Source organism: Micromonospora sp. NPDC049662, from assembly GCF_040675055.1.
Classification (GTDB): Bacteria; Actinomycetota; Actinomycetes; order Mycobacteriales; family Micromonosporaceae; genus Micromonospora.
Genome location: NZ_JBFAOC010000063.1, coordinates 23,470 through 35,569 on the forward strand (window position 1 = coordinate 23,470; position 12,100 = coordinate 35,569).

Below are 12,100 nucleotides of genomic sequence, written 5' to 3' on the forward strand. Positions count from 1 at the left end.
GGATTGTGACTCCTGACGAGTACGTCGAGGCCGTGCTGGACCTCGTGGAGCGGATTCCCGAGGGCCGGGTGATGTCGTACGGCGCGGTCGCCGACGCGCTGGCCGAACGCTCGGGTCGCTCCTCCGCGCGCCTGGTGGGCGCCATCATGGCCCGGCACGGTGGCTCGGTGCCCTGGCATCGGGTGGTGACCGCGGGCGGCCGGTTGCCACCGGGGCACGAGCGCGAGGCGCGGGCCCGGCTGCGGGCCGAAGGGACGCCGTTGCGCGGCGCGGGGGTGGACATCGCGGCGGCGGGTTGGTCGCCCGGGGAGGGGATGTGACCCCCGCCATAACGTGAGTAACATTCGGCCCCATGAACCAGCCGCCGGGTGCTGCCGGCCTGCCCGCCACCGGACGGCTGCCCCGACCGGTGCACGTCGGATACGCGCTGGGCTCGCTGGCCACCGGCGCGTTCGGCACCGTGCCCGGCCTGCTGTTGCTGCCCTACCTGACCGACACGCTCGGCGTCGCCGCCGGGGTGGCCGCCCTGCTGGTGCTGCTGCCGAAGGCGTGGGACGTGCTGGTGAACCCGGTCGCCGGCCGGATCTCCGATCGCACCCGGTCACGCTGGGGCGCACGCCGCCCGTACCTGCTCGTCGCCGGTCTCGCGCTCGCCGCGCTCTTCGCGGCCATCTTCGCGGCGCCGTTCGACAAGGGGCCGGCCGCCGCGACGTACGTGGCGCTCGCCTTCCTGGCCACGGCCACCGCGTTCGCTTTCTTCCAGGTGCCGTACATGGCGATGCCCGCCGAGATGACCGACGACCACACCGAACGCACCCGGCTGATGACCTGGCGGATCGCTGTGCTGGCGCTGGCCATCCTGATCTCCGGCGCGGTCGCCCCGTTGGTGGTGACGGCCGGCGGCGACGGCGTGCCCGGACACCGCTGGATGGGCCTGTTCGTGGCGGCGCTCATCGGCGTCGGCGCGCTCGGCGCGTTTCTCGGCACCCGGTCCGCACCCGCTGGTGTGGTCGACGTCAGCGAACCGACGCTGCGTGCGCAGCTCGCCGTGGCCGGGGCCAACCGGCCGTTCCGGGCGCTGCTGATCTGCTTTCTGGTGCAGTCCGTGGGGGTGGCGACCATCCTCGCCGGGGTCAACTACTTCGCGGGGCAGATCCTGCGCGACGACCGGAACGGGCCGACGCTGCTCTTCGCCTGTTTCGTCGGGCCGGCGCTGCTGGTGATGCCGCTCTGGGCCCGGGTCGGCGCCCGGCTGGGCAAGCGGGCCGCCCTGGTCGTCGCCGGGCTGATCCTGGCCGCCGGGGCGTTCGCCCTGGTCGCCGCCCCGGTGCTGCCGTCGGTCGCCGTCTACCTGGTGGTCGCGGTGCTCGGCGTCGGGTACGCCGGGCAACAGGTGTTCGCGCTGGCCATGCTCCCCGACTGCATCGCGTACGAGACGGCACGCACCGGTCGACGGCAGGCGGGCGTCTTCACCGGCCTGTGGACCGCCGGGGAGACCTTCGGCCTGGCGCTCGGCCCCGGCATCTACGGCCTGGTGCTGCAGGTCTCCGGCTACGTCTCCTCCGACACCGGAACCGCCGCCGCCCAGTCCGACACGGCGAGGCTCGGCGTCCTGCTCGGCTTCACCCTGATCCCAGCCCTGCTGATAGCTCCCCCCATCCTCCTGCTCCGCCACTACACCCTCCCCACCCCTGCCCCCACCCTCGGGGTCGATCATGAAGTTGTGGTGGGAGACAAAAGCCGTTAGCCGTTACTAGAAGGGCACCATGACTCCATGATCGACGAGAACACGCTCGGGGCGGGCGCGTTGTCCCGCGACGGGGTCAGCGCGGAACAGGCGCTGGACGAGGTTCGGCGGCTGCGCGCCGGTGACCGGCCCACCCACGGTGGACGGCTGTTCGCCTACGTCTACGACCCGGCGGTGCCGGGACTCGACGACCTCACCGCCGCCGCGCACTCCGAGAGCGCCCACGTCAACGGTCTCGACCCGACCGCGTTCCCGTCCCTGCTGGCCATGGAGAACGCGCTCGTCGGCGCGGCCGGCCGGGTGCTCGGCGGCGGCCCGGGGACGACCGCGCCGGACGTGGTCGGCAGCGTCACCAGCGGCGGCACCGAGTCGCTGATCCTCGCCGTCAAGGCGGCCCGGGACGCGCACCCGGAGATCGCCGCGCCCCGGATCGTGGTGCCGTCGACCGCGCATGCCGCGTTCGCGAAGGCGGCGCACTATCTGCGGGTGGCGCTGGACGTGGTGCCGGTCTCGCCGGACACGCTGCGTCCCGAACCCGCCGCGATGGCCGCCGCGATCGGGCCGGACACGGTACTTGTCGCCTGCTCCGCGCCCTCGTACGCGCACGGGGTGGTGGACCCGGTCGCCGAGATCGCCGCCGTCGCCGCCGAGGCCGGAGTGCGCTGCCACGTCGACGCCTGCTTCGGTGGCTGGTCCCTGCCGTACCTGCGTCGCCTCGGCGAGCCGGTGCCGGCGTTCGACTTCACGGTTCCCGGCGTCACGTCCATCTCGGTCGACCTGCACAAGTACGCGTACGCGCCGAAGGGCGTGTCGGTGCTGCTGCACCGGGACGCCACCGGACGCGCGCCGCAGTACTTCGCGTACGCCGACTGGCCCGGCTACACGATGATCAACCCGGTGATCGCCTCGACCCGCTCGGGCGGGCCGATCGCCGCCGCGTACGCCACCCTGCGACACCTCGGCGACGCCGGCTACCTGCGGTTGGCCGCCACCACCCGGGACGCGGTCGCTGCCCTGGCCGACGCGGTCCGCGCCGTCGACGGGCTACGGCTGATGGCCGAGCCGGAGTCCACGGTGGTCTGCTTCACCGCCGCCGAGGGCGGCCCCGACCTGTTCGTCCTGGTCGACGAGTTGACCGCCCGTGGCTGGCACACCCAGCCCCAGCTGTCGTACGCCGATCTGCCGGCCAGTGTGCACCTCACGGTGACCGCCTCGGTCGCGCCCCGGGTGGCCGAGTTCGGCCCGGATCTGGCCGCCGCGGTGGCGGCGACCCAGGCGAGCGGCCCGGTGCGGCTGCCCGCCGAGGTGGCTTCCCTGGTCGGCGTCCTCACCCCCGAGGCGCTGACGCCGGAGGTGGTGGCCGGCCTGGCGGCCGGGCTGGGCCTGGGCGGCGGCGACAGTTCCGGTCCGCTGCCGGATCGGATGGCGGTCGTGAACACGCTGCTCGACGCCGCCCCGTCGGCGCTGCGCGAGAGGTTGCTGGTCGAGTTCGTGGGCCTCCTGCAACGCCCCGACTGGAGTTCGGGCGAGTGAACCCCGGTGCCCCACCCCGACGGGATGGGGCACCGGACATCCTCCTCGTCAGAACACGCCGGGGAGTTGCACCTTGTTGTCCTTCTCGTTGCGGTCGCGCCACTGCCGGTCCTGCGCGTCGTAGTGGGTCACGAAGAAGAACCGGGTGGTCGCATCGGTGCCCGAGCGGCTCGGCACCCGCTGGACGAACGTGTAGCGTCGCGACTCGCCGGCCGGCACCCCCGGCACCAGACACGTCCGGTGGTCGTCGGCCGCCGCGGCCGCCGGGTCACACCTGGACCAGTCACCTGTCGTCGGCGCACCCACGTCGAGGCCCCTGAACTGGACCTGGGCCGCGTCGACCGATCCCGCGTTGGTGACGGTGAGGACGATGGTCAGCTCGCGACCACCGGTGACATTTACCAGTGTGTGCGTCATGGACAGGCGCAGGTCGGTGAGCCGGGGATCCTTCCCGAACTTCGTGGGGCCGCCTGTCTGCACGAACCGGCCACCCTTGAACCGGTAGGTACGCGTCTGTTCCTGCTTCCAGTACGTCGGGGTGTCGCAGCACGGCTGCAGGTCGGCCACCCGCACGTCGACCGTGCCGGCCGCGGTGAGGGTCACCCCGAGGATGTCCTCGACACCGTCGGTGGTCCGGACGACCCGGCCGAGCGTCACGATGCGCCCGTCGTCATCCCGGTCGAAGGCGACGACCTGCTTCGCCAACGCCTCCCCGTACCGGCAGGCGACGACGGCAACCGTCTCCTGAGCGCCGTCACCGTCCAGGTCGGCGTGGTCCACGGACAGGTCGGTGAGCAACGGGACGAAGCTCTTGTTCGAGGTGGTCGCCAGCCGCACGTTCGTCGTGATGCAGGTGGACGGCGCGGTCTGCGGCCACGTCGGCAGGTCGACACGGGCGGCGAGCAACTGGGCCCGGCTGATCCGGCCGTCCGGGGCGCCCGGGTCGGCAGTGGGTGTGGAATCTGGTGATTGGCTGACCGACGGTGTGGGTGGTGGCGGGGTCGTCGTCGGCGGGGGTGTCGGGTCGACGGACTCCGCCGGTACCGGTGGCGTTCGGTCGCCCTTCAGCGCGGCGTTGGCGACGACCGGCGCCAACACCAGCACGACCGCAGCCGCCGCGACCGCCACGACCCTCGTCCGCCGGCGACGGCGCAGGGTACGTCGGGCCTGGTCGGGACCGGGGCCGACGGCCCGGGCGGTGACGTCCGCACGGTACGCGGTCAACCGTTCGCGCAGCCGCGGGTCGAGATCAGACATCGGACACCCCCTCGGTGTTCTCGTCCAGCAGTCCGGCCAGGGCGGTCCGGCCCCGGTGCAGCCAGGACTTCACGGTGCCCTCGGCCACTCCTTCCTGCAGGGCGATCTGACTGACCGACAGGTCGGCCAGGTAGTGCAGGATGACGGCCCGTCGATGGTTGGGCGGCAGTTGCGTGAGCGCCGCGTCGATGGCCACCCGATCCGGCGTGGGGCCGTCCACCTCGGCTTCGACGTGTCGCTGCCGCAGGAGGTGGTTGCGTGCCGTGCGGAGCCGACGCCAGCGGCTGCGGGCCAGGTTCCAGGCGACCCGGCGGACCCAGGCCACCGGATCGTCGTAGCGGACCAGGCGGTCCCAGCGTGCCAGCGCCCGGCAGAACGCCTCCTGGGCGAGGTCCTGCGCGTGGCCCAGATCCCCGGTGTACGCACACAGTTGGGCCGTGACGCTCCGGAAGTGCGCGTGGTAGAAGTCGTCGAAGGCGATCGCCGCCGCGTTCGACCCTCCGGACGTCAGCACCGCCGGCGGTTCGTTGGCGCGGGCCCCCATCGTTGCTGTCACTGCCCCTCCCCGTTTGCCCGCTGGGCCGGTGCCCCTGGGCGCCGGTAACACTCCGCCGCGAGGCACCTGGTTGCGGTCCGCCCAGCCGCGAATCCGACAGTCGACGAGCGGGCCGCGGCGGACGGGCAGGCCGACGACGGCCGCGCTCGGGTGAGCGCGGCCGCCTCGTCCAGTCGATCCGTGTCCGTGTCCGGGAAGGGTCAGCGATAGCCGAAGGTCGACTCGTTGTCATCGCTGTTGTTGTCCAGCCACGGGTCCATGTCCGGGTCCCGGGACCAGGTCCAGAGTGTCGCTTTTCCCGGGGCCAGGCTGGTACCGGCGGCGACCCGCAGTTCCAGGGTCCGCCGCATCTCGCCGTGCGCAGGCACGGCGCTTATGTGGCAGGACACCAGCACGGTGCTCCCCGTCCCGATGTCGCAGCCCGACCAGCCGTCCCCGACGGGCTGCAGCGCCTTCGGCAGCTCGATGGTGAAGAGCACCCCGGGCGGCGTCCGATCCGCGTCGTTGCGGATCCGCACGGTGACCGTGCCCGATCGGGAGTCGTCCGCCGCAGGGGTCAACACCAGGTCGGTGGCGGTGATCGACAGGTCGGCCGATCGCGGGTTGGGGCCGAAGGTGCTCGGCCCGGACACCTGGTCGAACGCGTCACCGGTCCAGCGGTAGCCGCGCCACTGCCGTTGGGAGTTCTTCATCGGCCAGCCGCCGCCGGGCGCGACGTCGAGCACCTCGACCCGAACCTCGCCGTCGTCGCGTACGTCCAGGGCGGTCACCCAACCCGGCGTGGGCGAAGCGGTGCCGGCCACGCGGCCGAGGGTGACGACCCGGCCGGACGCGTCCCGATCGAAGGCGACCACCTGGAACGGCCCGCGGGTGCCGAACAGGCAGCGCACGAGGGCGACCGTCTCCGTCGCCCCGTCGCCGTCCAGGTCGCCGTAGTCGAGCGCGACCAGCTCGTTGACGCCTTCGCGGGCCGGTTCGGCACCCAGCCGCACCCGCCCAGTGGGGCATTCCGCCGGGGTGGTCCAGGCGGGCAGCGACACCGTCGCGGCGAGCAACTGGGCCCGGCCGATGCGGCCGTTCGGGGCGGCGACGGTCGGGCTGGCGCCGCCGTTCGACGCCGTGGCAGACGGGCTGGCCGTCGCACTGGCGGTCGCGGTCGCCGACGGGCTGGCGGACGGCGCGGACGTGGGATCCACGGGCCCCGGCTCGCGATCGGGGCCGTTCATCGTCGCGTACCCGACGGCGGCCCCGCCGAACAGCGCGAGCACCGTCGCGGTGGTGGTGGCGAACCGGCGACGGCCGCGGCCTCGCGCCGTCCGCCGCACGGCGGCCGGCCCGGGCACCTCGACCTCCTCCAGCACGGTACGGCGGTAGTGGGCGAACTCTTCGGCGAGGTCGAGGATCTCCTGATCAGACATCTCGCACCTCCTCGGTGGTGTCGCGCAGGTGCGTCGCGAGGGCCGCCCGTCCCCGGTGCAGCCAGGACTTGACGGTTCCCTCGGCGACCCGTTCCTGGGCGGCGATCTCGGCGACCGTCAGGTCGGCGAGGTAGTGCAGTACGACAGCCCGGCGCTGCTTCGGCGGCAACTTGGCCAAGGCGGTGTCGAGGGCGACCCGGTCCGGGCTCGGCTCGGCGACGTGTGTCTCCCGTTGCCGCAGCAGCCAGGCCTGCGCGGTCCGCAGCCGCCGCCAGCGGTTGTGGCCGAGGTTCCAGGCGACCCGGCGTACCCAGGCCAGCGGATCGTCGTACCGGGCGAGCCGACCCCAGTGGGCGTACGCCCGGCAGAACGCCTCCTGAACCAGGTCCTGCGCCTGCCCACGGTCACCCGTGTACGCGGTGAGCTGCACCACCAGCGAGCGGAAGTGAGCGTGGTAGAAGTCGTCGAAGACCAGTTCGGCGGTCGCGGGGAGAGGACTTCCCGGCGGGTCGGGGGGCGGTCCGCCCACCCGTACTTCTCCTGTCACAAGCACTCGTCCTCCCCGTGGTGGCCGCAGGCGGCGTGTTCGCCAGCACCGGTCACACACTCTGCTGCGCCCGCCGGTTGCGGTCGGACCCGGTGGGGTTGCCTGTCCGGTCCGTGACAGCCGGCTGTGATTCACTGTGGGGTGAGGAGAGGGGACGTCCGTGCAGCTACCGGCAGTGCTCGGTGAGCCGATCCGGTTCGTGCTGAACTGGGGGCGCCGCTACTCGCTCTGGGTGTTCAACTTCGGCCTGGCCTGCTGTGCGATCGAGTTCATCGCCACCAGCATGGGCCGGCACGACTTCATCCGGCTCGGCGTGATCCCGTTCGCCCACGGCCCCCGACAGGCCGACCTCATGGTGGTCTCCGGCACGGTGACCGACAAGATGGCCCCGGCCATCAAGCGGCTCTACGACCAGATGCCCGAGCCGAAGTACGTCATCTCGTTCGGCGCGTGCTCGAACTGCGGTGGCCCCTACTGGGACTCGTACTCGGTGACCAAGGGCGTCGACCAGCTCATCCCGGTCGACGTCTACGTGCCCGGCTGCCCGCCCCGCCCGGAGGCGCTGCTGCACGGCATCCTGCGCCTTCAGGAGAAGATCGCCGCCGAGCAGTCCGGGATCGGCGGAGTGCCGCAGCGGGACCTGCTCGCCGCGCCCGCCGAGGCCAGCGCCCCACGCTCGGTCGACTCCCTCACCGCCCCACCCGTACGCCCACCCGACGCGGGCTGACGAACGCCGGGGCCGCCGCCCGGACGAGTCCGAGCGACGGCCCTGCCGTGTGGTGATCAGCTGGTGGCCGCGATGGCCAGCGTGGTCTGGGCGGTGTTGTCGCTGGGGTCGGCGTCCGGGCCCGACGGGAACCAGTTGGTCGTCAACGCCAGGGTGATGACGTCCTGAGCGTCGGCCGGGTCGGTCGGCGGGGTGATCACCAATCCGAAGCTACGCACCTCGCCGGGCATCATCCGTTGCCCCGGTACCCAGGAATGGTCCGTCAGGACCGGCCCTTCCGACGGGATGGTGTATTCGATGCGCGACCCGGCGGGCAGCGGACTGGCCTTGATGTCGAGGCCGACGTGCGGCGCGTCCCCCTTGTACCGCACGGTCACCGGCAGGTAGAGGCGGCCGGTGCCCTCCGGGTCGAGGGTCACCGGGCCCACCGAGTCGATGGCGGCGTCCGGCTGGGCGTCCTGGACGTACGGCCGGGGGCGGATCAGCGACCCGGTCGTGGACCGGAACAGCGCAGTGAGCGACCTCTCCGCGATCAGGCCACCGTTGATCGAGGAGACCGCGATCCGGCCTCCGGTCATGCTCATCGGGTACGCCCGCGGGGTGGTCAGCACGTGGAAGTCCAGCGTGACCGTGCGGCTCTCGCCCGGGGCGAGGTAGGCCCAGTTGTTCGAGAGGGAGCAGTCGAACAGCCGCCGGTTCTCCTCCATCGCGCCGAACCAGTCGCAGCGGCTGTCCGTGTCCTGGAACGCGCCCGGGACCGGCTCGCGCAGCGTCAGGTAGAAGTAGTCGGTCTCGCTGCCGGTGTTGGTGACGGTCACCGGGAGGCTGTCCAGGTAGCCCCGCTCGGTCGGCTCCAGGATCAGTCTGCCCACCGACACGGTGCCGCCGGCGGCGTCCGCCGGTGCCGCGGCGGCCGGTCCGGCCCCACCGATCGTGGCGGTCAGGCCGAGCAGTGCGGCGGTGAGCAGGGTCCCCGTTTTGCGGAACATGTGTGTCCGGTCCTCCGTGGTCGACGCCCGGCGAGGGACCTGCTGCCGCCCATGGCAGCAGCGATCGGCCGACGTGACCGTGGTGTCCGGACCCCCGCGCGTGACGCAGACAGCATGATCGATGGGTTCCCGTTCCGCCACCCCGTTCTGCCAGCCCGTGGTGGACCCGGCCGGCTAGCCTGCGGACCATGACCAGCTCAGGGGACCGGCGCTCGGACCACATCACCGAGGTGCTCAGCGCGGAGTTCGGCGCGTCGATGGCGATCGATCCGGCGGCCTTCCGGCGCAAGTTCCGCAAGATGGCCGCGTCGCCGTTCGCCTTCTACCGGGGCAGCGCCGCGCTGTTCTACGCCGACCAGCGCGGTGACTTCGCCGACGACCGTTTCCTCGACGAGCGGACCGGCCGGGTGTGGATCCACGGCGACCTGCACGCGGAGAACTTCGGCACGTACATGAACGCGTCCGGGCAACTGGTGTTCAACGTCAACGACTTCGACGAGGCGTACGTCGGCCCGTTCACCTGGGACCTGCGGCGGTTCGTGGCCAGCGTGGCGCTGCTCGGCTACAGCAAGGCCCTCTCCGACACGGTGATCGACGAGCTGGTGACCGGCTTCGCCCGCGCCTACCTGACCGAGTTGCGGGCGATCGCCGCCGGTGGGGACGACGCCATCGGCTCGATCACCCTGGACAACGCCGACGGGGTGCTGCGTCGGGTGCTCCAGCAGGCCCGCCTCAACACGCGGGTCGACCTGCTCGCCGCGCAGACCACCGTCGACAACTACGAGCGGCGGTTCTCCGTCACCGACGGCGTCTTCGAGGTCGACGCCAGGACCCGGGACCGGGTGCTCGCCGCCTTCGAGGAGTACCTGGAGACCCTGCCCGCCGCCACCGCCCGGCTGCGTCCAGGGGCCGCCCGGATCAAGGACGTGGTGCTGCGCAAGGGCGTGGGCATCGGCTCGGCCGGGCTGCCGTCGTACAACCTGCTGCTGGAGGGGCACACGCAGGCGCTGGAGAACGACGTGCTGATCTACATGAAGCAGGCGCAGGTCCCGGCGGTGGCCCGCTACAGCACCGACGAGTCGGTGGCCCGCTACTTCCGGCACCAGGGTCACCGGACCGCCGAGTCGCAGCGCGCGTTGCAGGCGCACGCCGACCCGTGGCTGGGCTACACCGAGCTGGACGGGGCGGGTCAACTGGTCGCCGAGGTCTCCCCGTACGCCGGCGATCTGAACTGGGCCGACGTGAACGAGCCGGATGAGCTGACCGGGGTGCTGGCCGACCTCGGCCGGGCGGTGGCCCGGATGCACTCGGTCGCCGACGACGAGTCCAGCCACGACCTTGTGGACTACTCCACCGAGGAGGCGATCGTCGCTGCCGTAGACGCCGACGAGTCGGGGTTCGTCACCCATCTGGTGGACTTCGCGCACGCGTACGGGGTGCGCGCCCGCCAGGACCACCAACTCTTCGTGGACCTGTTCCGCAACGGCCGGCTACCGGGGATCTGACCGATTCACGAGGCGAACTCGAGCACGACCTTGATGTCGTCCGGCCCGGCGGTGTACGCGTCGGCGTACCGGTTCACCGGCACCCGCCGGGTGATCAGGGAGGAGAGCCAGACCTGGTCGGCACGCGTGAGGGCCTGAGCTGCCATGTTCCAGTGCCGCCGGTTGGCGTTCACCGAGCCGAACACCACGTTGTTCTCCAGCACCAGCGCCCGGTTGAGCGCCCCGGCGTCGAAGTCGATGCTCCGGCCGCCGCTGGACACCCCGGCCAGGCAGACGATCCCGTTCGGCGCGGCCTTGCACATGACGTCCAGGACCACCGTGGGCGCGCCGGTGCACTCGATCACCACGTCCGGCTCGAAGGGCAGGTCGTTGACCGGCACCGCGTGGTAGGTGGCGCCCAGCCCGGCGACCAGCTCCGGCTTCGGCCCGTCGGTGGCCCGGTCCAGCACGTGGACGGTGAGCCCGCGCTGGGCGCCGAGCAGCGCCGCCAGCAGCCCGATCGGTCCGGCCCCGGTCACCAGCACGGTCTGCGGCTGCCACTCGGCCCGGTGCCCGATCCGTTCGATGTGGTCCCATGCCTTGGCCACCACGCTGGTCGGCTCCAACAGCACGCCGACCTGGGCCAGCGCGGGGTCGAGCTTGACCGCGAACTCCGGTTCGATCCGCCAACGGTCCCGGGCGAAACCGGGCAGTGCCTTGATGCCGTGCTCGGTGTACCGCCCGTTGCGGCACATGTCCCACTCGCCGACCGCGCAGTTGGGGCAGGGCACCGGGTCGGGATGCCGGACGATGCCGGCCACCAGGTCGCCGGGTTGCAGGGTGCCGGTCGGGTCGTCGAGCACCCGGCCCAGCGACTCGTGCCCGATGACGAGCCGATCGGCGCCCGGCGGCGCCTCGCCGTAGTCGCCGGCGATGATCTCGTGGTCGGTGCCGCAGATGCCCACGGCCAGGGCCTCGACCAGGACAGCGCCCTCCTCGGACGCCGGCTCCGGCTGATCCTCGACGAGGCTCAGCGAGTTGGCTTGCCCGGGTTTCACCGTCACAGCGCGCACGCCCTCATCTTTCCCCGTGGGCGGGACAACCGCCGGTAAAGCCGGAAGGTCACCGGAGGCCGGTCGCGGACCGTGGGCCGGGTCGGCACCTAGGATCAGCGGCATGACGTCAGAAGAGGTCGGCGCTCGGCTGGTCGCGTTGCTCGCGCCCGTCGAGGCGACCGCGTCGGTCTCCGGCGGGCAGCGGTTCGCCCGGGCCACCGTCGACGTACCGCTGGCAAGCTGGTCGACCGCCGTCCGCGCCGCCCGCGACGACACCGAGCTGGCCTGCGACTTCTTCGACTGGCTGTCGGCGGTCGACGAGTTGGCCGAGGGCTTCGACGTGGTCGCGCACCTCTGGTCGACGCGACTGCGGCACGGCGTGCTGCTGCGCACCCGGGTGCCCCGCGACGCGCCCTCGGTGGCCTCGGTGGTGGACCTCTACCCCGGCGCCGCCTGGCACGAGCGGGAGACCCACGAGATGTTCGGCATCGACTTCGCCGGGCACGGTGAGCTGCGACCGCTGCTGTTGCCCCCGGAGTTCGAGGGCAACCCGCTGCGCAAGGAGTTCGTGCTCGCATCGAGGGTGGCGAAGCCCTGGCCGGGCGCGAAGGAACCGGGTGAGTCGGAGGCCGGCGGTGGCCGCCGGCCGATCCGCCCGCCGGGCGTGCCCGCTCCGGGCGAGTGGGGGACGACGCCCACCCCGGCCGGCGCGGGTGGTGTGGGGGAGGGGCCGCGCGGCGGCACCCCGGCCCGACCGGCCGGCGACCGTCCGGCGCGGCCCGCGGCG

At 72.5% G+C, this 12,100-nt stretch carries 12 protein-coding genes; 6 read left to right on the forward strand and 6 right to left on the reverse strand.

Annotated features, from left to right (window positions below; all coding sequences use genetic code 11):
* The first annotated feature begins 5 nt into the window (after window positions 1-5).
* From AB0J36_RS29500 to AB0J36_RS29510, 3 genes are read left to right on the forward strand one after another with little or no spacing between them, the layout of a single operon-like run.
* Entirely contained in the window at window positions 6-320 is a 315-nt protein-coding gene (locus tag AB0J36_RS29500) for an MGMT family protein (protein ID WP_357134136.1), read from the forward strand.
* A 32-nt stretch (window positions 321-352) separates the two neighbouring features.
* A complete protein-coding gene (locus AB0J36_RS29505) occupies window positions 353-1,747 on the forward strand; it encodes an MFS transporter (protein ID WP_363661415.1) in 1,395 nt (464 codons plus the stop codon).
* 27 nt (window positions 1,748-1,774) lie between these two features.
* Window positions 1,775-3,280 (forward strand): aminotransferase class V-fold PLP-dependent enzyme, encoded by a 1,506-nt coding sequence (locus AB0J36_RS29510; protein ID WP_363661416.1) that lies wholly within the window; start codon window positions 1,775-1,777, stop codon window positions 3,278-3,280.
* Window positions 3,281-3,328: 48 nt separating this feature from the next.
* Here the strand turns inward: AB0J36_RS29510 and AB0J36_RS29515 are convergent, their stop codons facing one another.
* The 4 genes from AB0J36_RS29515 to AB0J36_RS29530 form a co-directional block, all read right to left on the reverse strand.
* Window positions 3,329-4,537, reverse strand: coding sequence for a hypothetical protein (locus AB0J36_RS29515; RefSeq protein WP_357174308.1), 1,209 nt, complete (start codon window positions 4,535-4,537; stop codon window positions 3,329-3,331).
* Window positions 4,530-5,081 (reverse strand): SigE family RNA polymerase sigma factor, encoded by a 552-nt coding sequence (locus tag AB0J36_RS29520; protein ID WP_357134164.1) that lies wholly within the window; start codon window positions 5,079-5,081, stop codon window positions 4,530-4,532. Before AB0J36_RS29520 ends, AB0J36_RS29515 begins: the two co-directional genes overlap by 8 nt.
* Before the next feature lie 212 nt (window positions 5,082-5,293).
* Complete coding sequence (locus AB0J36_RS29525; protein ID WP_357134128.1) at window positions 5,294-6,511, reverse strand: hypothetical protein; 1,218 nt, start codon at window positions 6,509-6,511, stop codon at window positions 5,294-5,296.
* The gene (locus AB0J36_RS29530) at window positions 6,504-7,040 is read right to left on the reverse strand and encodes a SigE family RNA polymerase sigma factor (protein ID WP_357134126.1); all 537 of its coding nucleotides are present in this window, start codon (window positions 7,038-7,040) and stop codon (window positions 6,504-6,506) included. Before AB0J36_RS29530 ends, AB0J36_RS29525 begins: the two co-directional genes overlap by 8 nt.
* A gap of 178 nt (window positions 7,041-7,218) precedes the next feature.
* On the opposite strand from AB0J36_RS29530, the gene AB0J36_RS29535 reads away from it, so the two are divergent.
* Window positions 7,219-7,785: an NADH-quinone oxidoreductase subunit B family protein gene (locus tag AB0J36_RS29535; protein WP_355053355.1), complete on the forward strand. Its 567-nt coding sequence runs from the start codon at window positions 7,219-7,221 to the stop codon at window positions 7,783-7,785.
* 56 nt (window positions 7,786-7,841) lie between these two features.
* Here AB0J36_RS29535 and AB0J36_RS29540 read toward each other — a convergent pair whose 3' ends face one another.
* Complete coding sequence (locus AB0J36_RS29540) at window positions 7,842-8,774, reverse strand: hypothetical protein (RefSeq protein ID WP_357174315.1); 933 nt, start codon at window positions 8,772-8,774, stop codon at window positions 7,842-7,844.
* 188 nt (window positions 8,775-8,962) lie between these two features.
* Here AB0J36_RS29540 and AB0J36_RS29545 point away from each other — a divergent pair, with 188 nt between their 5' ends.
* On the forward strand, window positions 8,963-10,279 hold the full coding sequence (locus AB0J36_RS29545; RefSeq protein WP_363661417.1) for a DUF2252 domain-containing protein: 1,317 nt from the start codon (window positions 8,963-8,965) through the stop codon (window positions 10,277-10,279).
* A 5-nt stretch (window positions 10,280-10,284) separates the two neighbouring features.
* Here the strand turns inward: AB0J36_RS29545 and AB0J36_RS29550 are convergent, their stop codons facing one another.
* Window positions 10,285-11,331: a glucose 1-dehydrogenase gene (locus tag AB0J36_RS29550; RefSeq protein ID WP_363661418.1), complete on the reverse strand. Its 1,047-nt coding sequence runs from the start codon at window positions 11,329-11,331 to the stop codon at window positions 10,285-10,287.
* A gap of 103 nt (window positions 11,332-11,434) precedes the next feature.
* Between AB0J36_RS29550 and AB0J36_RS29555 the strand changes: the two genes are divergently transcribed.
* On the forward strand, window positions 11,435-12,100 hold a 666-nt coding region (locus AB0J36_RS29555), incomplete at its 3' end, for an NADH-quinone oxidoreductase subunit C (protein WP_363661419.1).